The organism is Photorhabdus sp. HUG-39 (assembly GCF_963878365.1).
Classification (GTDB): domain Bacteria; phylum Pseudomonadota; class Gammaproteobacteria; order Enterobacterales; family Enterobacteriaceae; genus Photorhabdus; species Photorhabdus kayaii.
Genome location: NZ_CAWNWY010000034.1, coordinates 29471 through 53589 on the forward strand (window position 1 = coordinate 29471; position 24119 = coordinate 53589).

Consider the following 24119-nt stretch of genomic DNA (forward strand, 5'->3'; position numbering starts at 1 on the left):
CAAAGGTCATTAAAATGAAAAAGGATAATCTTGGCTAATCCAATGAGTATCCACCGAAAAAAGTAATTTCTGTTAATACTGCTTGCAATGAAGTGAGAATCAATCACCCGAGTTGTTGAGCAACGAGAAAACGCACTGTTCAAAATCAGTGCGTTAAAAAACAAATTTATCGAGTCTATTCAGGCCAAAAATTTTCATCCATTATTTGCTCAAATGTCCAAGGGCAAGTTTCAGGAAATACACTACGCCTAATATTAGTTTCCCTCTCCGCTGCAATAATGGCATCACCATAAGCATCAGAGAAAATTTCACTAAGTTCTGACTTTAAGCTGGGATTTTTTTTAAGACGACGGGCTATTTTTCTTCTCTGCTCTTCAATCGTAAGCTTCCAGCTCCGACCTTGCCGTTCAGATTGGAATTGCCATTTTAGGAGGTGAAGAAACAGTACCTCAAGACGAGATTCCAGCTCATTTCTTTGGCTATTTCCCATACTTTCTATTTCCTCCGAAAGGTTTTCCCTGTCCAACTGGCTCAAATCACCGGAACGAAGCAAACCTGCCTGCTCCTGCGTCCAACCATAAAAGTCGCTGTCATAACGTGTCGTCATGGTTCCTCCACTGGGTATATACAACTGTACAAATTATGAGTCTGGCAGATTATTGGCATACCGTCAAAACAGTGTGTTTATCGTTAAAATCGATTAACAGCCCATTCACCATATACCCTATGGATTTCAAGATGCATCGCGACGGCAAGGGAGCGAATCCCCGGGAGCATAGATAACTATGAGACCGGGGTGAGTGAGCGCAGCCAACAAAGAGGCAACTTGAAAGATGACGGGTATAAATTGAGAAGATCCCTTCGTCTAGAAGGATACATATAGAATAACAAATAGAAGATGTATGAAAACTGTGGTTTTTGTTTGATAAAGAACAAAAACGAACCAAAAACGCTCACCAACAATTAAGTAAAGCTCGTTATTGTGACAATGGTCACAATTTCATTGGTAAAGCACATTTCAAAAAGTTAACAAATCACTCAGAATTACCGCTAGGGCAAAACAACTTTAACAACTGAGTGTTGTTTCACAGACTAGGTTGAGTGATTTCGACTATCATCATTTTCGTTATGGAAAATAACCACTTACAAAACCTTTCATTTTCCCATCCGGTGGCATTAGTCAACCGGCAAGCTGTTTATAAAACCAAAAATGCCATCGGAGGCAAAATATGTTAAGTATTTTCAAGCCGGCACCTCATAGGTCCCGACTGTCAACAGAACAGATAGATCCAGTCTATCGTCGCTTACGTTGGCAAATTTTTATGGGGATCTTCTTTGGTTACGCGGCTTACTATCTGGTAAGGAAAAACTTTGCACTTGCAATGCCTTATCTGGTTGAGCAAGGTTTTTCCAAAGGTGAGCTCGGTTTCGCACTCTCAGGGATCTCTATCGCATACGGCATCTCCAAATTCATCATGGGCTCCGTATCCGACCGTTCTAACCCACGAGTCTTCTTACCTGCGGGTCTGATCCTCGCGGCTATTGTTATGCTGTTTATGGGTTTCGTACCCTGGGCAACGTCCAGTATCACTATCATGTTCGTACTACTGTTCTTATGTGGTTGGTTCCAGGGTATGGGTTGGCCTCCTTGTGGACGTACCATGGTGCACTGGTGGTCACAGAAAGAACGTGGCGGTATCGTTTCTATCTGGAACTGCTCACACAATGTGGGTGGTGGTTTACCACCATTGCTATTCCTGTTGGGCATGGCGTGGTTCAATGACTGGAAAGCAGCACTTTACATGCCAGCTTTCGCCGCCATTCTCCTTGCATTGATTGTATTTGCCCTGATACGTGATACACCGCAATCCTGTGGTTTGCCACCAATCGAAGAGTATAAAAACGACTATCCTTCTGATTATACAGATAAAAATGAAAATGAGTTGACAGCTAAACAGATTTTCATGCAGTACGTGTTACCGAACAAACTGCTGTGGATGGTTGCTATGGCTAACGTATTTGTTTATCTGCTACGTTACGGTATTCTTGACTGGTCACCAACCTATCTACGTGAAGCCAAGCATTTCGCACTGGATAAATCTTCATGGGCTTATTTCCTGTACGAATATGCCGGTATCCCAGGCACGCTACTATGTGGTTGGATGTCAGACAAAATATTTAAAGGTAACCGTGGTGCAACCGGTGTGTTCTTTATGACACTGGTCACTGTCGCAACTATCGTATTCTGGTTGAACCCACCAGGTAACCCCACTGTAGATATGGCTTGCATGTTGATTATTGGCTTCCTTATCTACGGCCCAGTGATGCTGACTGGTTTACATGCCCTTGAGCTGGCACCAAAGAAAGCCGCTGGCACAGCCGCCGGCTTCACTGGCTTATTTGGTTACTTAGGCGGCTCTGTTGCTGCAAGTGCTATCATCGGCTACACCGTTGACTTTTTCGGTTGGGACAGCGGCTTTATGGTAATGATTGGCGGTAGTATCTTGTCCGTTATTCTATTGCTAATCGTTACGATTACCGAAAAAAAACATAAACAAGAAATCGCCCAACAACATGGCTAACCTCTGTCATTAAACTGTGATATATCACTGATAATATTAATTAAGCCACAGCATTATATATGCTGTGGCTTTTTTTAGCCTCTCAATTAAGAGATTATGTCAGTACGTGTTATTAACACAACCAAACTCACAGTTTAATGAGATAGATTTTATCTCATCGCTAAAACGGGGAAACACACATGCAAACTCCAATTAAAACAATGATAATGGGTATCATTTTAACTTCATCAATGTCAGGCATCACGCAAGCAGCAGATAAGATTGTTATCGCCCATCGGGGCGCAAGTGGATACTTACCTGAACACACTCTGCCGGCTAAAGCGATGGCTTATGCCGAAGGTGCTGATTATCTGGAACAAGATCTGGTCATGACTAAAGATGATGAACTGATAATCTTACATGACCATTACCTTGATCGTGTAACTGACGTTGCCAATAAATTCCCTAGCCGTGCTCGCCAAGATGGACGCTACTATGCCATTGACTTCACCTTGTCCGAAATCAAGTCACTAAAATTCACGGAAAGCTTCGATATTAAAAATAATCAACAGATACAAAGCTACACCAATCGTTTCCCAATGTGGAAATCTGATTTCCGAATCCACACTTTTCAGGAAGAGATTGAATTTGTTCAAGGATTAAACAAATCTACCGGCAAAAACATCGGTATTTATCCTGAAATCAAAGCACCGTGGTTCCACCAACAAGAGGGAAAAGATATTTCTACTAAGGTACTAGCCGTGCTAAAAGCGTATGGTTACACCAAGAAAAGCGACAAAATTTATCTGCAATGTTTTGATACCAACGAACTCAAACGCATCAAAAACGAATTGGAACCTAAGTTAGGCATGGATCTGAAACTGATTCAACTTATCGCCTACACCGATTGGAATGAAACTTATGAAAAACAATCAGACGGCAAATGGACAAATTACAGCTATGACTGGATGTTCAAACCCGGTGCGATGAGAGAAGTGGCACAATACGCTGATGGCATCGGCCCTGATTATCATATGATTGTGGCGGAGTATTCCACACCAACCAATATTAAGCTAACTAGTCTGGTAAAAGAAGCTCACACCAACAATCTGGAAGTCCATCCATACACGATTCGAGTTGATCAACTGCCTAAATACGCCACCAGCGGCGATCAACTGTTCGATATTATGTATAACCAAGCGGGCGTAGACGGTGTATTCACCGATTTTCCTGACTTGGGTGTGAAATTCCTGCAAAAACAGCATCAACATAAATAAGATGCAAACAGGGTGCCTTAATCAGCGCCCTGTTGCTTAATAATTACGCCTTACTTATCGAAAAGGCCATAACATCACTGAGCTTTTCAGCCCCCAAAGCCAACATCACCAAACGATCGACACCAATCGCCACACCTGCACACTCAGGCATTCCTTGTTTCAGGGCGCCAATCAGGTTTTCATCAATTGGTCGAACAGGTAAACCCAACGCTGCACGTTTACGGTTATCCCGTTCAAAACGCTGGCACTGCTCATTGCCATCAGTCAGCTCACGGAAGCCATTTGCCAATTCAACGCCTTTAAAATAGACTTCAAAACGCTCTGCAACTCGATGATCTTCTTTGCTGATTTCCGCCAAAGAAGCCTGAGAAGCCGGAAAATGGTAGATAAAAGTTGGTTTTTCAGTACCAATGTGCGGTTCAACACCAACAGCAAACAAAAGTTGTAATAAAGTATCCCGATCCTCTTCTATATCAGCAATATTACTCAGATCCAGCTTGGCGGCGATTTCACGCAGCTTTTCTTTCTCTGCTGATAGCGGATCAATATCCAGATAACGCAGGAAAGCTTGTTGATAAGAGAGTGATTCTGCACTTTCACAGTCAAGGATTTGTTGAAGTAAATCATCAACTTCATTCATCAAACGATACATATCATAGTGAGGCCGATACCATTCCAACATGGTAAATTCAGGATTATGATAACGACCCGCCTCTTCATTACGGAAACAGCGACCGAGCTGATAAATAGGGCCACTTCCTGCTGCCAGTAAGCGTTTCATGTGATATTCCGGACTTGTCATCAGATAAAGAGTCATACCATCTGCGGCACCTGGACCAACAAACTCCGTCTGAAAAGAAAACAATTGGATATCAGTCACTGTAAACTGACCTATCGCAGGTGTTTCAACTTCCAATACCCCACGATCTGCGAAAAAGCGCCGTATTCCTGCTAAAATAGTCGCTCGTTTCAACAAGTTGGCGATAGGTGCACTTGGCTGCCAGTTTGCTGTTTCGCTCATGTAAATGACTCCAAAATAAAACAAAACGTGCAGTCTACCTGCATCACACATATCAGACAAATTATTACCGCCTGATCATCCCGGAACAACTTAGCTTGTCTTATACTCGTTATCTTTCAAGTTGCCTCTTTGTTGGCTGCACTCGCTCACCCCGGTCACATCGTTATCTATGCTCCCGGGGATTCACTCCCTTGCCGTCGCGATCCATCTTGAAATCCATAGGGTATATATCACAACAAAGCCAATACCAGACAAAATCACTATTTACTCTAACAGAGTTATCAATCTAAAGTGGCAAAATCCGTCTATATTGGTTTTATCAGGCTTAATATAATTAATACCTTTTATACTAAGCCTAGTCAGATATTTTCCATTATCTGCCTTTAGCGCTATTACATTATCGTCAACATCTTCTACAGTAAACGTAGAAGAAGCATCAACATTCAATGCCGCCGCTTCAATATAATTACCACCAGGCCGAACAACCCGACTCAAATAGAGCCCATTGTCTGCCCGAAGTGCTATCGTATAAGCATCAAATAGCGTCACTACATATCGGGAAGAAGTACCAAGTGTATATCTTCCAGCCTGAATATAATTAATCTTTCCTTGACTGAATCGACTCAAATAAAGTCCATTATCTGCCATCAATGCGATAGTATGCTCTGATAATGCCATCATACTCTCCGTTTAAATATATACCCGTCATCTTTCAAGTTGCCTCTTTGTTGGCTGCACTCACTCACCCCGGTCACATCGTTATCTATGCTCCCGGGGATTCACTCCCTTGCCGCCGCGATGCATCTTGAAATCCATAGGGTATAATTAATTATAGAATACCATTTAAACCTCATATCGACTCTCTATGCCCATAGAAATAAAACTCCCTTGTTGAATATATACTACTACCGTTAAACAATAAAATGTATTCTCTCTTTATTATGGATGACATTGCCAATTATCACTTATAATTATTAAATGACCAGAAGCAATTATCATATTTAGATTAAAAGTAAGATATTATAAAGAAACTGAAAAATAATTTAAGATGATAATTATAATATGACCAGTCATACTAAAAATACATTATTAATCAAATTATTATTAAATATAATTAATATTTTATCTGGTGTATTAAGTGACTAATCCTATTTTAATAGTAAAAATAGTGGTCAGGTAAAATTGACCACCATAATATGATGTCAGCAAAGATCACAATTGTCTAATTACAGTTTTATAACTTTAAACTGGCAATATATATCTAGGTCGTATTTATCCGGTTTATACTCAAGATACTTCAAAGTGCATGTTTGAAAAACAATTATGTTGTTGAATTTAAATGTTTTTATATCTGACAGCTCAAGCATCTTGAAGTTCATTCGGTATATACAAGCAATACGATTATTAAACACCAAAATATATTTTGGTGTTTATTTTAAGTAATATAATTATTTAAGACTTAATTATAATATTCATTAAACACGAATAACTTTCACATTTAAATTATAAAACCATAAACTATAAATAAAATAAAAATCCATTTAAAATTATTAACTGCAACATTACCAAAGTAAAATAAAAATTTTAAATCTCGTTGCATTTAAATAATTTCTAATATCGACAAAAAAAATACCAAGCAAGCCAAATTCATATTGTATGGCTTTGATAATCAGCTCCACAAGTGATTCCCCTCTAGGTAATAGCTCTGTCGGTCAATGATAAATTAAAGTTACTAATTCCTGTCTTAGATCAAGTTTTAGTGATCAAATCCGACAAAATACCCTTTCATATCAAATTTATCTCACTTAGAACCCGTTATACTTAATTCAATACAAACAGTAATAAACAGCTTCCCTTGATCGTTAAAACACCGGATTTTACCTACAGAATGTTGTATATGAAAAATAACAACATTTAGGAAAGTTACGACGATTTTGCTTACTAATTAATTTCACTTAAACAATGGAGAAGCACAGTGCAAATCTTTAATGCCGATCTCGCGATTATCGGAGCCGGAGGCGCAGGTCTACGTGCCGCAATTGCCGCCGCTGAGGCTAATCCTCAGATGAAGATTGCTCTGATCTCAAAAGTTTACCCAATGCGTAGCCACACTGTGGCAGCGGAAGGTGGATCAGCAGCAGTCACCCAAGCTCACGACTCCTACGACTTCCATTTCAACGATACCGTATCCGGTGGTGACTGGTTATGCGAGCAAGATGTTGTTGAATATTTCGTCGAAAATTGCCCGACAGAAATGATCCAACTAGAACAGTGGGGCTGTCCGTGGAGCCGTAAAGAAGATGGTTCCGTCAACGTGCGTCGCTTTGGTGGTATGAAGATAGAGCGCACCTGGTTCGCTGCGGATAAAACTGGCTTCCACATGTTACATACACTATTCCAAACCTCCCTTAAGTATCCTCAAATTCAACGCTTTGATGAGCATTTTGTCCTCGATATTCTGGTAGATGAAGGACAGGTGCGTGGCCTAGTTGCGCTGAATATGATGGAAGGTACCAAAATTCAGATCAGGGCTAATGCCGTTATTATGGCAACTGGTGGCGCAGGCCGTGTATATCGTTACAATACCAACGGCGGTATCGTGACCGGTGATGGCATGGGTATAGCATTCCGTCACGGCGTACCACTGCGTGATATGGAATTTGTTCAGTATCATCCAACCGGCCTGCCGGGTTCCGGTATCCTAATGACAGAAGGTTGTCGTGGTGAAGGTGGAATTCTGGTCAACAAAGATGGCTACCGCTATTTACAAGATTATGGCCTCGGCCCCGAAACGCCATTAGGCAAACCTGAAAACAAATATATGGAACTAGGTCCCCGTGACAAAGTTTCTCAGGCTTTTTGGCATGAATGGCGGGCCGGTCGTACTATCTCAACTCCACGTGGCAATGTGGTTTATCTGGATCTACGCCATTTGGGGGAGAAAAAATTACTTGAACGCCTCCCCTTCATCTGTGAATTGGCAAAGGCATATGTTGGTGTTGATCCAGTTAAAGAGCCCATTCCGGTCCGGCCTACTGCACATTACACTATGGGTGGTATCGAAACTGACCAGAAATGTGAAACCCGCATTAAAGGGCTGTTCGCTGTTGGTGAATGTTCTTCCGTTGGCCTGCATGGTGCAAACCGCCTTGGTTCCAATTCTCTGGCTGAATTGGTGGTCTTTGGCCGTCTGGCTGGTGAAGAAGCAGTAAAACATGTTCAACAAACCAAACCCGTTAATGACCGCACATTGGATGCCCAGGCACGTGATGTAGTCGCACGTTTGAACAACTTACTGAAACAAAAAGGGACGGAAAGTTGGTCGAAGATCCGTGATGAAATGGGTATCTCGATGGAAGAAGGCTGCGGTATCTATCGCACCCCTGAACTCATGCTAAAAACGATCGATAAGATTGCTGAACTAAAAGATCGCTTCAAAAGGGTGAAAATTACCGATAACACCAATGTGTTCAACACTGATCTACTGTACACCATTGAGCTTGGCTTTAGCCTGGATGTGGCTGAATGTATGATTCACTCTGCGATAAACCGTAAAGAATCCCGTGGCGCTCATCAACGCCTGGATGAAGGTTGTACCGAACGTGATGATGAAAACTTCCTAAAACATACGCTCGCTTTCTATAACCCTGAGAGTGTTCCTCGCCTAGAATACAGTGATGTGAAAATCACCAAATCCATACCCGCAAAACGTGTATATGGCGGTGAAGCCGCGGCACAAGAGAAAAAGTATAAGGAGCAGGAGAATGGTTGATATGAACACCCTGAAAATGGAGGTCATGCGCTATAACCCGGAAAGTGACCATAAACCCCATTTTATCACCTATGAGATTCCTTATGATGAGCAGACTTCTCTACTCGATGCCCTAGGTTACATTAAAGACAATCTCGCTCCCGATCTCTCTTACCGCTGGTCTTGCCGTATGGCTATCTGTGGTTCTTGCGGCATGATGGTTAACCGTGTGCCGAAACTGGCCTGTAAAACCTTCTTGCGTGATTATCCTCAAGGAATGAAAGTTGAAGCGCTGGCTAATTTCCCTATTGAACGTGACCTGGTAGTTGATATGACCCACTTCATTGAAAGCCTGGAAGCCATCAAACCATACATCATTGGGAATGACCGTAGACCTTCTGAAGGCCCAAATATTCAAACTCCAGCACAGATGGCAAAATATCATCAATTTTCCGGCTGTATCAACTGTGGCTTATGTTATGCCGCTTGCCCTCAGTTTGGTCTGAACCCTGAATTTATCGGCCCGGCGGCGATCACGCTAGCTCACCGTTACAACCTCGACAACCGCGACCACGGTAAGAAAAAGCGTATGCCCCAACTTAATAGCCAGAATGGGGTATGGAGCTGTACATTCGTTGGTTACTGTTCTGAGGTCTGTCCGAAACATGTCGATCCAGCAGCGGCTATCCAACAAGGCAAGATCGAAAGCGCGAAAGACTTCATGATCGCCATGCTAAAACCACAATAGGGGGAGAAAGAAAGCAATGACGACTAAACGCAAACCTTATATCCGCAGCATGACTCCCAACTGGTGGCAGAAACTGGGCTTTTACCGCTTCTATATCCTGCGTGAAAGTACCGCAGTTACGACTATGTGGTTCAGTATCTTACTGATATACGGTCTATTCGCTCTAAAAGGCGGCACCCAAAGCTGGGATGAATTTGTCACGTTCCTGCAAAATCCCGTCATCCTGCTGATTAATATCATTACTCTGCTAGGTGCTCTGCTGCATACTAAAACCTGGTTTGAGCTAGCGCCGAAAGCAGCTAACGTCGTGATAAAAGGCGAAAAGATGGGACCTGGGCCAGTAATCAAACTGCTATGGGCCGTCACTATTATCGTCACCACGATTATCTTAGGTATAGCCTTACTTTAACCTCAAGGAGGATCTAATGAATCAAATACCTAAACGTTCCGATGAACCGATTTTTTGGGGATTATTTGGTGCTGGTGGTATGTGGGGCGCAATTGTGGCTCCAGCCATTATTTTACTAGTAGCCATCCTTTTACCATTGGGAGTAGCACCGGAAGCGTTAAGCTACACACGAATTCTAGCTTTCTGTCAGAGCCTTATTGGTCGTACGTTCCTATTACTGATGATTATTCTACCACTATGGTGCGGTTCACACCGTATCCACCACGGTATGCATGACCTGAAAATTCATATCCCTGCGAGTAAATGGATTTTCTACGGCCTGGCAGCGATTCTGAGTGTTGTCGCTATCATCGGCGTTTTTACTCTGTAGTCGAATAGCAGCGAGCTGAACACTATTTCTGCAATGCAGCGGCATCTGGATAAGAGGCATGAAGCTACGACAAAAAGTCGGTATTTCTTGATAAAGAATATCCCATATAGAAGCTGCACTGCCAAAATGTGAAACCTTTGGAGTGCAGTTCACTATTAACTGGACAATTTCAGACCGATAATACCGGCGATAATCAGAGCAAAACTTAAAATCCTGGCAAAACTTGCAGATTCACCAAACACTATAATGCCAAAAATAGCGGTACCCACTGCACCTATTCCAGTCCACACCGCATAAGCTGTACCTATTGGTAAGCCTTTCATTGCATAAGCAAGCAATCCCATACTGAGCGCCACAGCACCGGCTGTAATAAGGCTCGGTATCAACCGGGTGAAACCATGAGTATATTTCAGGCCAACCGCCCAGACGACTTCAAATAAACCAGCAATAACAAGAACAAACCAGGACATATCAACGCCCCATAATAGTGTTGTGGAGTCGTCTCCAGAAAACGGCAGTATATCCAGGTCGTCCCGGATAACCATTAGAAACAGTGATAAATTATAGTTGTGTAAAATGGCAATATCAATAACACAATATTGTGAGCTCAAAAGACATAAATAGCTATGCCCTCTGTATAATCACCAATAAAGAAAACCACAGCCTGCTTCCAGAACTGCGGCTTTTATCAAATACCGTCGGTAATTATTTTACGCGAGAAACGTATTCACCAGAACGGGTATCCACTTTAATCACTTCACCAATTTGAACGAACAGAGGTACTTTAACTACAGCACCTGTGCTCAAGGTTGCTGGTTTACCACCCGTACCTGCGGTATCACCTTTTAGACCTGGATCAGTATCAGTAATTTCTAATTCAACAAAGTTTGGTGGAGTCACAGAGATAGGCTGACCATTCCACAGCGTCAGGATACACTCAGCTTGTTCTACTAACCATTTCGCATTATCGCCAACTGCTTTTTCATCAGCCGCTAACTGTTCGAAGGTTTCGTTATTCATAAAGTGCCAAAACTCACCATCGTTATATAGGTAAGTCAGGTTCATATCCATCACGTCAGCAGATTCTACAGAGTCAGTAGATTTGAAGGTCTTTTCCAGCAGTTTACCGGAAATCAGCTTACGAATACGAACACGGGCAAACGCCTGACCTTTACCCGGCTTCACGAATTCACTTTCAAGAATAGCGCACGGCTCACCATCTAACATGATTTTAAGACCTGAACGGAATTCATTGGTACTATAAGTAGCCATGGAGATCCTCTTTTAAACAAAATGGCTTAGCCAAAAAATGGCGCACATTATAACCCCAAAGATCATCATCAGAGAAGACTGGTTGAAACAACTTACAGATGTTATTACCGATCCTGATGAATTATTACAATTATTATCTTTAGATAAACACCCGAACTTGACCAAGGGGAGCGGCGCACGTCGCCTGTTTCCACTACGGGTACCCAAGGCTTTTGTTGCGCGTATGCAAGTAAGCGATCCTAATGATCCGCTGTTACTTCAGGTCATAACGACACCCGAAGAATTCACGCTTACGCCGGGTTTTTCTACCGATCCTCTGGATGAACAGCGCAGTGCTGTCCCCGGTCTATTACATAAATACCGTAATCGCGCACTGTTGCTGGTTAAAGGAGGATGTGCAGTTAACTGCCGTTATTGCTTCCGACGTCATTTCCCATACGAAGATAACAAAGGTAATAAACGCAATTGGCAACAAGCGTTAGATTATATTCAGCAACATCCTGAACTTGATGAGATTATCTTCTCCGGCGGCGATCCTTTAATGGCAAAAGATCACGAACTTGACTGGTTAATCAGCAATCTGGAAAAGATTTCTCATATTAAACGACTGCGTATTCATACTCGTCTGCCTGTGGTTATTCCTGCCCGGATCACAACAACGCTTTGCGATCGACTGGCACAATCGAGATTACAGGTGATCATGGTGACACATATCAATCATGCTAATGAGATCGACCAATCCTTACAGAACAGTATGATGTTGCTGAAACAAGCAGGTATTACGTTACTAAATCAAAGTGTGCTGTTACGCGGTATCAATAATCATTCTGATACTCTGGCTGACCTGAGCAATGCTCTGTTCGATGTAGGTATCCTACCTTACTACATTCACGTGCTGGATAAAGTACAAGGAGCCTCTCATTTTATGGTCAGTGATGAAGAAGCCAAGGCGCTTATCCGGGAATTGCTGACAAAAATTTCAGGTTATTTAGTACCACGTCTCGCAAGGGAAATCGGCGGAGAACCGAGTAAGACACCTCTTGATTTGGGATTAAGACAAAACTAACAAAAATTCATGCCCGGATACTTTTCAGCCGGGCATATCATTCAAATTCTGAATGCCATTACTGGCATTTATAAACTTGACCAATCATTTTACTGTCCAGTGGCGCAAAGCTCGATAACAGACTTTCACTCGGACTGGTGACGCCATAAATCACATTTCCCCCCATGACTGCGGCTTTATTGCGTAAATCATTGGCTGCCCCACGCATTGAGCTGCTTTCATTACTTACACCAGTCATCCAATTGCTTTGAGTACCTGTTACTTCACCTAATAACTGGCACTCGCTACCTGGCTTAGTATCAACAAATCGAACCTGTGAACCACCAGAAGTTAATTGGTTAGTAGTTGTACACCCTGCCAATAGTAACAATACTGAAGCACTGAGCAAAACTTTAATTCGCATGTTTTTCCTCACCCATTGTTGGAAATTCGACAATTAGTCATCAATATACCTTGTTGTACACCAATGTCGCAAAAAATAATTTATAAAGTCATCCTTCAGTAAAATGTTTAGGTCAAAAATATTTTATGCCAAGGTGAATGCAGTAAGAAAACAGAGAAAAATAATCGAATAAATAATATGAATAAGTTTGATAAATGCTTTATCTTCAAAAAACATCACTCATTAATCAATACATAAATTATTTATCAAAAAAGCCTTTTATCCATGATATTGACTACCAGATAGAGCACTAAAAATATTATTATATGCAATACTAAAAGTCATAATGTAAATATTTAACTAATTCATTAACCTCCTTACAGCAAGATCTTGAATAAACTTATAATAATCATCTGACATATATTTCCCGTTGGCATATTTATATTTATTTTTCTATCTGATAAATTCAATTCCCATGTTGCGAATGATATTAAACTTAAACCATCTCACTCAAAATACTATTAAAATATCTATCGACAGTTTTGATTTGATAATATCTCACGACAATTCTTTATTGAGCAATTATCTGACGTTATATCCCATAAAAATTCCACATATTAATAGGATTAAGAAATTATACTTATACCCGTTATCTTTCAAGCTGCCTCTTTGTTGGCTGCACTCACTCACCCCGGTCACATCGTTATCTATGCTCCCGGGGATTCGCTCCCTTGCCGTCGCGATCCATCTTGAAATCCATAGGGTATATATGAATTTCATGTGGATTTTGTTGTGTGTAAATAATGATACTTTTTTAACATGGATGCAAAAAACTGTGCCCCATTTGGATAGAAATACCTCCATTGATACCACGATAATGGGCCATCAAACATTTTCGTGGCATCATATTTTCCGACTATCACCATCCATCACCAATGTGAATACGCTCTGTCAGATAGTCCAGAAATACCCGTATCCGTGATGGGAGTTGCCTACCTTGGCCGACAAAAACTGCATATATTTCTTCCTTATCGCCAGGATTATAGTTCTCAAGTACAGGTAGCAACAAACCGTTCCGAATATCAGCATCCACATGGAAACGAGCTAATCGTGCTAAGCCAAGTCCTGCTATTGCAGCTTTACGCATGGTTTCTCCATCACCAAGTAGCAAGTTCCCTGAAGGCAATTGTTGCCCACACTCTTCCGAATCGATGAAAGGCCAAGCTTTCATATGACGGGTAAAGCCAAAACCAAGTCGATTGTAGCGCCCCAGATCGCTAGGCATAGAGGGTATCCCCATCCTGTCAAGGTACGAAGGAGATCCCACCACAACCATTCGACTTGCCCCCAACTTGCGTACCATGAAGCATGAATCGTCCAGAGGACCGGTACGAATCGCCACATCGCTACGATCATCAAGTAAATCCACTATCAAGTCACATAATGAGATATCGAGAGTGATCTCTGGGTAGCGTTGCAGGAAATCCGGTAGTAAAGGCATCAAGCAATGTTTTCCAAACGCAACATGACAATTCACACGTATCCGTCCACGTAGCGCGGTTCCCTGATTTGCTTCTTGTTCTGCGGCTATGATGTCCTCCAAAATTCTGACACTACGTTCATAGAAAACAGAACCCTCAGCCGTTAATTGAAGTTTACGTGTCGTTCTATTCAACAGCCGTACACCAAGTCGCATCTCAAGCCGATTAATAAGCTTACTGACTGCTGATGGCGTCATGTCGAGCTTGCGAGCAGCGGCAGAGAGACTCTCCGACTCAATGACCTGAACGAATACAGCCATTTCGGTAGATCGATTAAATTTGTGCATAGATATTTGAATTATTTTCCAAAGTCCTATGAATAAATGAATTTTAGTCTAATAAACTCATTTTTTCTAAGTTTAAGGAAATATTTTTTTCCTTAAGAATTTCCCCTATGCCAAATCATCTTTATCACTTACTTACGCTTTTTAAGCTAATGAAGAGAACAATCACTTTGTAAAGCCATAGTTTCACATGGAGCAGGAGCAGAGTTGAACAAATTTTAACCACGGGTATAGCAGCACTACAGAAGGAAACAGAAGAAGAGAACGTTTAGCAAGAACAGTCTCTTGTATCGTTCATTGGAACATCAGCAAAAATAAAGTTGACGGGAAAGCACTTCAGCTATCCTAGTAGACTTATCACTTGGTAAACACGATGCCGTTTCATCACAATATTGGAGGCAACATCACTTCAACGTACATTTTTCATGAATATTACGGAAATACAGGCTTTCACCCCTATCTGAAATCAGACCCGGAGACCGATATCCAGGCTTGAACCTCAGCCCGGATATCGGATTTTTTTAAATGCTATTTTAGCGGGGTGGGAATATTCACCACGATATTAATCGATGGCCACTATTAATCCGGTGACCACTATTAATCGATGACCACTATGGACGTAACCCGCTCGGCTAGCGACCTACGCGGCTATTACATCATGCCGCCCATACCGCCCATGCCACCCATACCGCCTGCTGCACCTAAATCAGCTTTATCATCTTTAGGCAGATCAGTGATCATACATTCAGTGGTGATCATCAGACCAGCGATAGATGCTGCAAATTGCAGTGCAGAACGGGTCACTTTGGTTGGATCCAAAATACCCATTGCGATCATATCGCCATACTGTTCAGTCGTTGCGTTATAACCGTAGTTGCCTTCACCTGCTTTCACGCTGTTTGCGATAACAGATGGCTCTTCACCTGAGTTATCAACGATCTGACGTAAAGGAGCTTCCATCGCACGCATTGCAACACGGATACCTACGTTTTGATCTTCGTTATCGCCTTTCAGACCAGCAATAGCCGCTGCAACGCGAACCAGTGCAACACCACCACCAGCGACTACGCCTTCTTCTACTGCTGCGCGAGTTGCATGCAAAGCATCGTCAACGCGAGCGCGTTTTTCTTTCATTTCAACTTCTGTTGCAGCACCAACTTTGATAACAGCAACACCACCAGCCAGTTTAGCTAGGCGCTCTTGCAGTTTTTCACGGTCATAATCAGAAGTGGACTCTTTGATCTGCTGATTGATCTGATTAACACGGCCTGTAATTGCAACTTCTTCACCAACGCCATCAATGATGGTGGTGGTATCTTTGTTGATAACGATACGTTTTGCCTGACCCAGATCTTCCAGAGTTGCTTTTTCCAACTCCAAGCCAATCTCTTCAGAAATAACATTACCGTTAGTCAAGACAGCGATATCTTGCAGCATAGCTTTACGGCGGTCACCGAAGCCAGGCGCTTTAACCGCAGCAACTTTGACGATGCCACGCATGGTATTAACAACCAGAGTTGCCAGTGCTTCACCTTCAACATCTTCAGCAACAATCAGCAAAGGCTTGCTTGCCTTAGCTACACCTTCCAGAACGGGTAACAGTTCACGGATGTTGGAGATTTTTTTATCTACCAGAAGAATATATGGGTTTTCTAATTCAACAGAACCGTTTTCTGGTTTGTTGATAAAATAAGGAGAGAGGTAACCACGGTCGAACTGCATACCTTCAACGACATCCAGCTCGTCTTCCAGGCCAGTACCTTCTTCAACGGTGATTACACCTTCTTTACCAACTCTATCCATCGCTTCCGCGATCAATTTACCCACAGTTTCGTCGGAATTCGCGGAGATAGTACCTACCTGAGCAATAGAGGTGGAATCTGAGCAAGGTACGGATAGCTTTTTCAGCTCTGCCACTGCTGCAACTACGGCTTTATCGATGCCACGTTTCAGATCCATTGGGTTCATGCCAGCGGCTACGGCTTTCAGACCTTCAGTAACAATAGACTGGGCCAATACAGTTGCAGTCGTTGTACCGTCGCCCGCAGCATCATTCGCTTTAGAGGCAACTTCTTTCACCATCTGAGCACCCATGTTTTCGAACTTGTCTTCCAGTTCAATTTCACGAGCGACGGTAACACCGTCTTTGGTGATTGTAGGAGCACCGAAAGATTTATCCAGCACAACGTTACGGCCTTTAGGGCCAAGGGTTACTTTTACTGCATCAGCAAGAATATTCACACCACGTAGCATCTTAACGCGAGCGTCGCTACCAAATTTTACGTCTTTAGCTGCCATTGTTTCTTTCCTTTAAATTCGTTCAGTTAAGAAGATCTAAGCGCAACAATTACGCTTCAACAATTGCCAGAATGTCGCTTTCAGACATGATCAACACTTCTTCGTTATCGATCTTCTCTGATTTAACACCGTAACCATCGTTAAAAATAACGATATCTCCAACTTTCACACACAGTGCTTTTACATCACCGTTTTCAAGGATGCGGCCATTGCCCACAGCCAAAACTTCGCCACGAGTGGATTTACCCGCAGCAGTGCCAGTCAGCACAATACCGCCAGCAGATTTTGATTCAACTTCTTTACGCTTGACGATTACACGATCATGCAATGGACGAATATTCATTGATAGCTCTCCTATAAGAAAGTCCATATCAGGTAAGAGGATTGATACCAGTACGCTTTCATTAAACCAGTATCATAATAAATTAAATGGGGACCTATTTATGATACTTCAAGGGCAGGCAAAAAAATATTTTACTTTTTTCTTGCCCACAGAAAAAAACCGATGATTAAACCAAACATTCAGAAAATGACCGCTTATCAATGAGGCTTATGCTCGTCGTCATCGGGTTTATGGTCTTTCAACGTTCGGGAGGGGTCATCCTGCTTACGCTCGTATTCCCCCTCAAAAGTATTACTATCCCGTCTAAACCCACCACTATTATGAGGACGATAGAAATTGATATGTGGCATCAGTTTCATCACTAATGTTTTTTGAACCGGTGGCAATAACAACAACAATCCAAGAAAATCCGTAAAAAAACCGGGGAGGAGTAACAGGAAACCCGCCAGTAAAAGAGAGACGCTTTTTATCATTTCCGCAGCCGGACTCTCCCCATTAATCAGCTTCTGCTGGATCTGAATAAAATTCTTTATGCCCTGACTGCGTACCAAAGAGATACCGATACAAGAAGTAAACAACACCAGTAACAGAGTCAACAGTACACCTAGTTCAGAGGCAACACGCACAAATAAGGCTGACTCGATATAGACAAGCAAAAATATCAGGATAAATGGCAACCAACGCACTTGGTGCTCCTTCAATTGATTTGGATGAACAGGTTGTATCCTGAATAAATCATATCAACAAAATCCAAGGGACAACCAAATTAATATTTTTTCAGTTTATTAAAGATATAATTGGGGTCACAGCTATCGTTTTCAATCCGCTGAAAATCCTTCTAATTAGATACAAAATTGTGATAAATATCACATATATCAAATCAGACCAAACAAATACCACTATAAAGTGATCCAGATTCAATGCATTTATTGCTAACCAGCATATGATCACGCTGGCAATCCGGTGATAAAAAGTTCATATCATAACTATTGCAGTTGGCAACATAATGATTTAATGAACGCATAATTAGACAGTAAAAACGTCATCTAATAAGAAGGTTCTCATGTCAAACAACATTCGTATCGAAGAAGACCTGTTAGGTAAACGAGAAGTCCCTGCTGAAGCCTATTATGGTATTCACACCTTACGTGCGATTGAAAACTTCCATATCAGTAACAACACCATTAATGATGTACCCGAATTCATCCGTGGCATGGTGATGGTAAAAAAAGCCGCAGCCTTAGCTAACAAAGAGCTACAAACTATTCCTAAAAAAATTGCAGACATCATCATCAAAGCATGTGACGAAGTGCTCTATACCGGTAGATGCATGGATCAATTTCCGATCGATGTGTTTCAAGGCGGTGCCGGTACTTCACTCAACATGAATACCAATGAGGTTCTGGCAAACATTGGTCTGGAACTGTTAGGCCATAAAAAAGGCGAATATGAGTACCTGAATCCCAATGACCATCTGAATAAAAGCCAGTCAACTAACGACGCCTACCCAACTGGCTTCCGCATTTCAGTTTATAACTCCATCCTGAAACTGATCGAGTCTATTGAACTGTTAATTGTAGGTTTCGATAAAAAAGCCAAAGAATTTAATGATATCCTAAAAATGGGTCGTACCCAATTACAGGATGCTGTTCCCATGACACTGGGGCAGGAATTCAACGCATTCTCTATCCTGTTGAAAGAAGAAGTTAAAAACCTCAACCGAACCTCTGAATTATTGCTGGAAGTTAACCTTGGTGCTACTGCTATCGGTACCGGCTTGAATACAGCACCCGGTTATCAGAAATTGGCGGTTGAAAAACTGGCGGAAGTTTCAGGTTTACCTTGCGTACCAGCCGAAGACCTGATTGAAGCCACCTCTGACTGTGGGGCTTATGTTATGGTCCACGGTGCTCTGAAGCGCTTGGCTGTCAAACTGTCTAAAATCTGCAACGACCTGCGTTTACTTTCTTCTGGCCCTCGTGCTGGCCTGAATGAAATCAACCTACCAGAATTACAGGCAGGCTCTTCTATTATGCCGGCAAAAGTGAACCCAGTTATTCCAGAAGTTGTGAATCAGGTTTGCTTCAAAGTTATTGGTAACGATATTTGTGTTACTATGGCATCCGAAGCAGGCCAGTTACAGCTCAATGTAATGGAACCTGCTATCGGTCAGGCCATGTTTGAATCTATCTCCCTGCTAAGCAACGCTTGCCGCAACCTGGTAGAAAAATGCGTTAATGGCATCACGGCTAACAAAGAAGTTTGCGAAAATTTCGTATTCAACTCGATCGGTATCGTGACATATCTGAACCCATTCATCGGTCACCACAATGGTGACATTGTTGGTAAAATTTGTGCTGAAACCGGTAAAAGTGTTCGTGAAGTTGTGCTGGAACGAGGTCTACTGACCGAAACTCAATTGGATGACATCTTCTCTGTAGAGAACCTAAAATGCCCATCTTACAAGGCAAAACGTTTTGACGATTAAGTTGTTGAATATAATAAAAAATAGCTCTTAGCAACAAGGCACGCAACTCCAACTGGATAGCGTGCCTTTTTACTTCCCTACATGCACAAAGTATTAACCTAAAATTTTCAAATTTTTAATTATTTCAAGGAGTCACTATTATGTTAGCCGTAGAATTGATTATCGTTCTGCTGGCCATCTTCCTGGGTGCAAGATTAGGGGGAATTGGCATTGGATTTGCCGGTGGTCTTGGCGTTCTGGTGCTGGCTGTAATTGGCGTTAAACCAGGGCATATCCCATTTGATGTTATTTCCATCATTATGGCCGTTATCGCCGCTATCTCTGCAATGCAGGTTGCCGGAGGTCTGGATTATCTGGTTCAGCAAACTGAGAAACTGCTGCGTAAAAATCCAAAATACATCACGATACTCGCACCTATCGTTACCTATTTCCTGACACTGTTTGCAGGTACAGGTAACATCTCTCTGTCAGCGCTACCTGTTATTACTGAAGTTGCGAAAGAGCAAGGCATTAAGCCATGCCGTCCACTTTCCACTGCGGTTGTAGCGGCCCAAATTGGCATCACCGCCTCACCAATTTCCGCGGCGGTTGTTTATATGTCTTCTCTGATGGAAGGCCACGGCGTTAGCTATATCCATCTGTTAATGGTGCTATTACCATCCACTTTCGCCGCTATCGTTCTGATGTCTTTTATCATCTCCTGGGCGTTTAATTCCAAGTTGTCTGATGACCCTGTTTACTTAAAGCGCTTGGAAGATAACCTGATAACTCTGCGTGGCAGCAAACAAATTGAGATTAAACCAAGGGCTAAAACTTCCGTTCTGTTATTCCTGTCCGGTGTTATCAGTGTTGTTATTTATGCTATCTTCAATAGCCCAAGCATCGGTCTGGTTGAAGAACCCCTGATGAACACCACTCACGCCATCCTGATCATTATGCTGAGTGTCGCAACTATCACGACGATGTTCTGTTCAGTTGATACTGACGCCATTCTGAACTCCAGTACCTTTAAAGCGGGTATGAGCGCATGTATCTGTATTCTAGGTGTTGCATGGCTAGGAGATACTTTTGTACAGGCGAACATGGATTGGATTAAAGGCACCGCTGGAGACTTAATCCACTCTCAACCTTGGTTGCTAGCGATTATTTTCTTCTTCTGTTCCGCCCTACTCTATTCTCAGGCAGCCACCGCAAAAGCGTTGATGCCGATGGCTTTGGCTCTGAACGTCACTCCATTGACTGCCATTGCCTCTTTCTCCGCAGTTTCTGGGTTGTTTATTCTACCTACTTATCCAACCTTGGTTGCCGCAGTTCAAATGGATGACACCGGTACGACCCGTATCGGCCGTTTTGTATTTAATCATCCATTCTTTATCCCTGGCACCATTGGGGTTGCTCTAGCTGTTGCCTTCGGTTTCCTATTCGGCAGTATGATCCTTTAATTCTGCCTGCCAATAACCACTTAATATAGGGGCGTATATCATACCGCCCCTGCATACTCTCTTCTGCCAAGCGATATATTTTCTCTGAAAACCTTCAATAGCTGTCTTAATCTTAACCAGAACACTTTCTGGTCTGGCCGCCTTCGGTTATAGTGCTGAATCTGTTTCATTCGATTAGCGATCATTATCTTTATGATTAAACGTACTCTGATGCTATTTTTGCTGCTTTGCAGCCCCCTCCTTACCCCAACGGCAGCAAATGCGCTGTTTGAACAGCCGGGGCAAAACCCATATTTGCCAGTAGATCAGGCATTCATGTTTGATTTTCAGCAAAAAAACGACAAATTGACGTTAGACTGGCAGATCAAACCGGGTTATTACCTTTATCGCAAACAACTTCATATTGAGCCGCAACAGGCCACACTACGTAAAATCACGTTGCCACAAGGTACAGCTCATCGAGATGAATTCTTTGGTGAAACTGAAGTTTATTTCCAACAACTCATCGTCAATGTTCCTGTTACAAAGGCGAACAACAATTCTAATATCGTTGTCACTTATCAAGGCTGTGCCGCCGCAGGATATTGCTATCCACCAGAAACCCGCCTTGTTCCATTGAGTGCAGTTATTCCATCAAAAACAACTGACGCCATACCTGCTGAACCTGTTCACAAAACGCCAGAAAGTGCATCGAATGACCAACAACATTTACCATTCTCACCACTCTGGGCAATTTTGATTGGCATCGGTATCGCCTTTACACCTTGTGTACTACCGATGTATCCATTGATTTCCAGCATTATTCTTGGTAACCAACGCCCTAAAAGCCTGAGACAGATATTTTGGTTAGCGCTAAGCTATGTTCAAGGCATGGCAGTCACCTATACGCTACTTGGATTGATTGTAGCGGCTGCCGGTCTACAATTTCAGGCCGCACTGCAACATCCGTATGTACTGATCGGCTTATCAGTATTGTTTATTCTGCTGGCACTGTCGATGTTCGGCCTCTATTCTCTGCAACTGCCTTCCGCTGTTCAGACGCGCTTAGTCAACTGGAGTAACCAGCAAAAAAACGGTTCACTTTTCGGTGTATTCGCTATGGGTGCGTTAGCGGGATTAATTTGCTCTCCTTGTACTACAGCGCCTTTAAGTGCGATTCTGCTCTACATTGCTCAAAGTGGTAATACCGTGGCAGGTGGCCTAACCCTTTATCTTTACGCTTTGGGAATGGGATTACCGCTCATTGCTGTCACCCTATTTGGTCACAAACTCCTGCCACGCAGTGGGCCTTGGATGCAGTATGTTAAAGAAGCTTTTGGCTTCATTATTCTTGCGCTACCCGTTTTCCTGCTGGAAAGGGTTATCGGTGATGCATGGGGAATACGATTATGGAGCCTACTGGCAGTCAGTTTCCTGGGATGGGGATTTGTTCTGACGATTAGAAGCCAAAACGGTTGGGTACGAGTCATACAACTGATATTGTTAATTCTGATGCTGATAGCTACCCGCCCATTACAGGATTGGTTTTGGGGCACAACGGTTACACAACAGCCGCAACACAGCCTAAATTTCCGCCAGATAAATAATTGGCAGGAATTAGAACAGATAATGACACAAAACAGCCGTAAAACCGTTATGCTTGATTTCTATGCTGACTGGTGCACCGCTTGTAAAGAATTTGAAAAATATACTTTCAGCGATCCACAAGTTCAGTCACAACTAGGTGATACCTTACTGTTACAGGCCAATGTCACGAACAACAGCCCGCAACAGAAGCAGCTTTTAGAAAAACTTAGCGTTCGGGGATTGCCGACTATTTTGTTTTTTGATTCTCAGGGGAAAGAGATCCCCGATTCACGGGTAAATGGTTTTATGGATGCAACCCGCTTTAATGAGCATTTGCAACATCTGCCAAAATGATTCAGAAGGAGAACACCATGCAACGAGAACAAGTTCTTAGTCATGCCTTAAACTTACTGGAGCAACATGGCTTATCCATCACAACTGAGGTACTTTTTGGCTCGCTTAACATGGATATCGAATATCTCAAGCAGTTCTGGCCCGATCGGGAAGCTCTACTTTATGACTGCCTACGTTATCACGGCCAACAGATTGAAGTCTGGCAGCGACAGATATTACTGGATGAAACTCTGACACCAGAGCAGAAGTTACTGGCTCGTTACACAGCCCTTGATGAAAAAGTAAAGGAGAAACGCTACCCAGGCTGTCTATTTATCGCGGCCTGTAGCGCATTCCCTGAATCTGACCACCCTATCCATCAATTAGCTGAATTACAAAAACAGAGTTCTTCCCGTTACACCACCGAGCTATTACATCAACTAGATATTGAAGATTGCGAACTCGTTGCTAAACAGATGGAACTGATTCTGGAAGGTTGCCTGAGTAAGCTACTACTCAAACGGGATATTGGTGATATCACTACGGCAAAACTGCTGGCAGAAGATGTTTTAGCTATTGCCTTATGCCGCAAAAATGGTGCGTTAAGTTAACAAAAATCAGCCTAAGATAAACAACCACATAAATTCCGAGCAAAAAGAAAGCAATCAATCCGCTTTTATCATTTTTTATCAGAAAGGCATTGACGACTTAGGCTGAATACGGTTTAATGCGCCCCGTTGCCCGGATAGCTCAGTCGGTAGAGCAGAGGATTGAAAATCCTCGTGTCGGTGGTTCGATTCCGCCTCCGGGCACCAATTCAAAGTGCGCTTGTTGGGAGATAAAAACTTAACGGGCGACCAATACAAGAACCCGAATATATAACTGTAGTTAGTTTAGCTTTTCAGTATTTCGATATTGAATTGAACATAAGGGTTACCAAGCTAGGATGCCTAAAAATTTAAGCGTC

Annotated in this window: 22 protein-coding genes and 1 tRNA gene; 12 read left to right on the forward strand and 11 right to left on the reverse strand. The window is 42.5% G+C overall.

Annotated features, from left to right (window positions below):
- Positions 1-175: 175 nt before the first annotated feature.
- Positions 176-607 (reverse strand): DUF29 domain-containing protein, encoded by a 432-nt coding sequence (locus AAC155_RS18980; RefSeq protein WP_113043725.1) that lies wholly within the window; start codon positions 605-607, stop codon positions 176-178.
- Positions 608-1229: 622 nt separating this feature from the next.
- Between AAC155_RS18980 and glpT the strand changes: the two genes are divergently transcribed.
- Positions 1230-2582 carry a glycerol-3-phosphate transporter gene (gene glpT / locus AAC155_RS18985; RefSeq protein WP_113043726.1) on the forward strand — a complete coding sequence of 451 codons (1353 nt, stop codon included), beginning with the start codon at positions 1230-1232 and terminating at the stop codon, positions 2580-2582.
- A 179-nt stretch (positions 2583-2761) separates the two neighbouring features.
- Entirely contained in the window at positions 2762-3838 is a 1077-nt protein-coding gene (gene glpQ, locus AAC155_RS18990) for a glycerophosphodiester phosphodiesterase (RefSeq protein WP_113043727.1), read from the forward strand.
- A 43-nt stretch (positions 3839-3881) separates the two neighbouring features.
- On the opposite strand, the gene epmA is transcribed toward glpQ, so the two are convergent.
- Positions 3882-4859, reverse strand: coding sequence for an elongation factor P--(R)-beta-lysine ligase (gene epmA / locus AAC155_RS18995; RefSeq protein WP_113043728.1), 978 nt, complete (start codon positions 4857-4859; stop codon positions 3882-3884).
- A 264-nt stretch (positions 4860-5123) separates the two neighbouring features.
- Positions 5124-5537 carry a fascin domain-containing protein gene (locus AAC155_RS19000; protein ID WP_113043729.1) on the reverse strand — a complete coding sequence of 138 codons (414 nt, stop codon included), beginning with the start codon at positions 5535-5537 and terminating at the stop codon, positions 5124-5126.
- A 1297-nt stretch (positions 5538-6834) separates the two neighbouring features.
- Between AAC155_RS19000 and frdA the strand changes: the two genes are divergently transcribed.
- Genes frdA through frdD form a run of 4 tightly spaced genes read left to right on the forward strand, consistent with a single transcriptional unit; the run spans position 6835 to position 10137 of the window.
- A complete protein-coding gene (gene frdA, locus AAC155_RS19005; protein ID WP_113043730.1) occupies positions 6835-8631 on the forward strand; it encodes a fumarate reductase (quinol) flavoprotein subunit in 1797 nt (598 codons plus the stop codon).
- Complete coding sequence (locus AAC155_RS19010) at positions 8624-9358, forward strand: succinate dehydrogenase/fumarate reductase iron-sulfur subunit (RefSeq protein WP_113043731.1); 735 nt, start codon at positions 8624-8626, stop codon at positions 9356-9358. Before frdA ends, AAC155_RS19010 begins: the two co-directional genes overlap by 8 nt.
- Positions 9359-9374: 16 nt before the next feature.
- Positions 9375-9767, forward strand: a complete 393-nt coding sequence (frdC, locus tag AAC155_RS19015) for a fumarate reductase subunit FrdC (protein ID WP_113043732.1) — start codon at positions 9375-9377, stop codon at positions 9765-9767.
- 16 nt (positions 9768-9783) lie between these two features.
- A complete protein-coding gene (gene frdD / locus AAC155_RS19020; protein WP_113043733.1) occupies positions 9784-10137 on the forward strand; it encodes a fumarate reductase subunit FrdD in 354 nt (117 codons plus the stop codon).
- A gap of 155 nt (positions 10138-10292) precedes the next feature.
- Here frdD and sugE read toward each other — a convergent pair whose 3' ends face one another.
- Together sugE and efp are read right to left on the reverse strand one after the other, a co-directional pair.
- Positions 10293-10607: a quaternary ammonium compound efflux SMR transporter SugE gene (gene sugE, locus AAC155_RS19025; RefSeq protein ID WP_112895611.1), complete on the reverse strand. Its 315-nt coding sequence runs from the start codon at positions 10605-10607 to the stop codon at positions 10293-10295.
- A 235-nt stretch (positions 10608-10842) separates the two neighbouring features.
- Positions 10843-11409 (reverse strand): elongation factor P, encoded by a 567-nt coding sequence (efp, locus tag AAC155_RS19030; RefSeq protein WP_036776062.1) that lies wholly within the window; start codon positions 11407-11409, stop codon positions 10843-10845.
- A 37-nt stretch (positions 11410-11446) separates the two neighbouring features.
- On the opposite strand from efp, the gene epmB reads away from it, so the two are divergent.
- On the forward strand, positions 11447-12475 hold the full coding sequence (gene epmB / locus AAC155_RS19035; RefSeq protein ID WP_113043734.1) for an EF-P beta-lysylation protein EpmB: 1029 nt from the start codon (positions 11447-11449) through the stop codon (positions 12473-12475).
- A gap of 58 nt (positions 12476-12533) precedes the next feature.
- Here epmB and AAC155_RS19040 read toward each other — a convergent pair whose 3' ends face one another.
- The 6 genes from AAC155_RS19040 to AAC155_RS19065 form a co-directional block, all read right to left on the reverse strand.
- Positions 12534-12878, reverse strand: coding sequence for a DUF4156 domain-containing protein (locus AAC155_RS19040; protein ID WP_011148248.1), 345 nt, complete (start codon positions 12876-12878; stop codon positions 12534-12536).
- Positions 12879-13439: 561 nt separating this feature from the next.
- Positions 13440-13637 (reverse strand): hypothetical protein, encoded by a 198-nt coding sequence (locus AAC155_RS19045; protein ID WP_146748124.1) that lies wholly within the window; start codon positions 13635-13637, stop codon positions 13440-13442.
- A 139-nt stretch (positions 13638-13776) separates the two neighbouring features.
- Complete coding sequence (locus tag AAC155_RS19050) at positions 13777-14658, reverse strand: LysR family transcriptional regulator (protein ID WP_228900959.1); 882 nt, start codon at positions 14656-14658, stop codon at positions 13777-13779.
- Between the two features lie 675 nt (positions 14659-15333).
- Positions 15334-16980 (reverse strand): chaperonin GroEL, encoded by a 1647-nt coding sequence (gene groL / locus AAC155_RS19055; protein ID WP_113043736.1) that lies wholly within the window; start codon positions 16978-16980, stop codon positions 15334-15336.
- Positions 16981-17029: 49 nt separating this feature from the next.
- The gene (locus AAC155_RS19060) at positions 17030-17323 is read right to left on the reverse strand and encodes a co-chaperone GroES (protein ID WP_036809429.1); all 294 of its coding nucleotides are present in this window, start codon (positions 17321-17323) and stop codon (positions 17030-17032) included.
- Positions 17324-17520: 197 nt separating this feature from the next.
- The gene (locus AAC155_RS19065; RefSeq protein WP_011148252.1) at positions 17521-18009 is read right to left on the reverse strand and encodes an FxsA family protein; all 489 of its coding nucleotides are present in this window, start codon (positions 18007-18009) and stop codon (positions 17521-17523) included.
- 377 nt (positions 18010-18386) lie between these two features.
- Here AAC155_RS19065 and aspA point away from each other — a divergent pair, with 377 nt between their 5' ends.
- The 5 genes from aspA (at position 18387) to AAC155_RS19090 (ending at position 23967) form a co-directional block, all read left to right on the forward strand.
- Positions 18387-19811, forward strand: coding sequence for an aspartate ammonia-lyase (gene aspA, locus AAC155_RS19070; protein ID WP_113043737.1), 1425 nt, complete (start codon positions 18387-18389; stop codon positions 19809-19811).
- Positions 19812-19951: 140 nt separating this feature from the next.
- A complete protein-coding gene (locus tag AAC155_RS19075) occupies positions 19952-21253 on the forward strand; it encodes an anaerobic C4-dicarboxylate transporter (protein WP_113043738.1) in 1302 nt (433 codons plus the stop codon).
- Positions 21254-21445: 192 nt separating this feature from the next.
- Positions 21446-23173, forward strand: coding sequence for a protein-disulfide reductase DsbD (locus AAC155_RS19080; protein WP_113043739.1), 1728 nt, complete (start codon positions 21446-21448; stop codon positions 23171-23173).
- A 17-nt stretch (positions 23174-23190) separates the two neighbouring features.
- The gene (gene dicD, locus AAC155_RS19085; protein ID WP_112878239.1) at positions 23191-23763 is read left to right on the forward strand and encodes a division control transcriptional repressor DicD; all 573 of its coding nucleotides are present in this window, start codon (positions 23191-23193) and stop codon (positions 23761-23763) included.
- Positions 23764-23891: 128 nt separating this feature from the next.
- A tRNA-Phe gene (locus tag AAC155_RS19090) sits at positions 23892-23967 on the forward strand.
- Positions 23968-24119 lie beyond the last annotated feature (152 nt).

Bases quoted from the DNA above. Each gene is read 5' to 3' on its own strand.
- AAC155_RS19050 (WP_228900959.1), bottom strand. From the start codon at position 14,658: ATGGCTGTATTCGTTCAGGTCATTGAGTCGGAGAGTCTCTCTGCCGCT.
- dicD (WP_112878239.1), top strand. From the start codon at position 23,191: ATGCAACGAGAACAAGTTCTTAGTCATGCCTTAAACTTACTGGAGCAA.
- frdD (WP_113043733.1), top strand. From the start codon at position 9,784: ATGAATCAAATACCTAAACGTTCCGATGAACCGATTTTTTGGGGATTA.
- AAC155_RS19010 (WP_113043731.1), top strand. From the start codon at position 8,624: ATGGTTGATATGAACACCCTGAAAATGGAGGTCATGCGCTATAACCCG.
- AAC155_RS19045 (WP_146748124.1), bottom strand. From the start codon at position 13,637: ATGAAATTCATATATACCCTATGGATTTCAAGATGGATCGCGACGGCA.
- sugE (WP_112895611.1), bottom strand. From the start codon at position 10,607: ATGTCCTGGTTTGTTCTTGTTATTGCTGGTTTATTTGAAGTCGTCTGG.
- AAC155_RS19075 (WP_113043738.1), top strand. From the start codon at position 19,952: ATGTTAGCCGTAGAATTGATTATCGTTCTGCTGGCCATCTTCCTGGGT.
- AAC155_RS19080 (WP_113043739.1), top strand. From the start codon at position 21,446: ATGATTAAACGTACTCTGATGCTATTTTTGCTGCTTTGCAGCCCCCTC.
- frdC (WP_113043732.1), top strand. From the start codon at position 9,375: ATGACGACTAAACGCAAACCTTATATCCGCAGCATGACTCCCAACTGG.
- AAC155_RS18980 (WP_113043725.1), bottom strand. From the start codon at position 607: ATGACGACACGTTATGACAGCGACTTTTATGGTTGGACGCAGGAGCAG.
- glpQ (WP_113043727.1), top strand. From the start codon at position 2,762: ATGCAAACTCCAATTAAAACAATGATAATGGGTATCATTTTAACTTCA.
- aspA (WP_113043737.1), top strand. From the start codon at position 18,387: ATGTCAAACAACATTCGTATCGAAGAAGACCTGTTAGGTAAACGAGAA.
- AAC155_RS19040 (WP_011148248.1), bottom strand. From the start codon at position 12,878: ATGCGAATTAAAGTTTTGCTCAGTGCTTCAGTATTGTTACTATTGGCA.
- efp (WP_036776062.1), bottom strand. From the start codon at position 11,409: ATGGCTACTTATAGTACCAATGAATTCCGTTCAGGTCTTAAAATCATG.
- groL (WP_113043736.1), bottom strand. From the start codon at position 16,980: ATGGCAGCTAAAGACGTAAAATTTGGTAGCGACGCTCGCGTTAAGATG.
- glpT (WP_113043726.1), top strand. From the start codon at position 1,230: ATGTTAAGTATTTTCAAGCCGGCACCTCATAGGTCCCGACTGTCAACA.
- epmB (WP_113043734.1), top strand. From the start codon at position 11,447: ATGGCGCACATTATAACCCCAAAGATCATCATCAGAGAAGACTGGTTG.
- epmA (WP_113043728.1), bottom strand. From the start codon at position 4,859: ATGAGCGAAACAGCAAACTGGCAGCCAAGTGCACCTATCGCCAACTTG.
- AAC155_RS19000 (WP_113043729.1), bottom strand. From the start codon at position 5,537: ATGGCATTATCAGAGCATACTATCGCATTGATGGCAGATAATGGACTT.
- AAC155_RS19060 (WP_036809429.1), bottom strand. From the start codon at position 17,323: ATGAATATTCGTCCATTGCATGATCGTGTAATCGTCAAGCGTAAAGAA.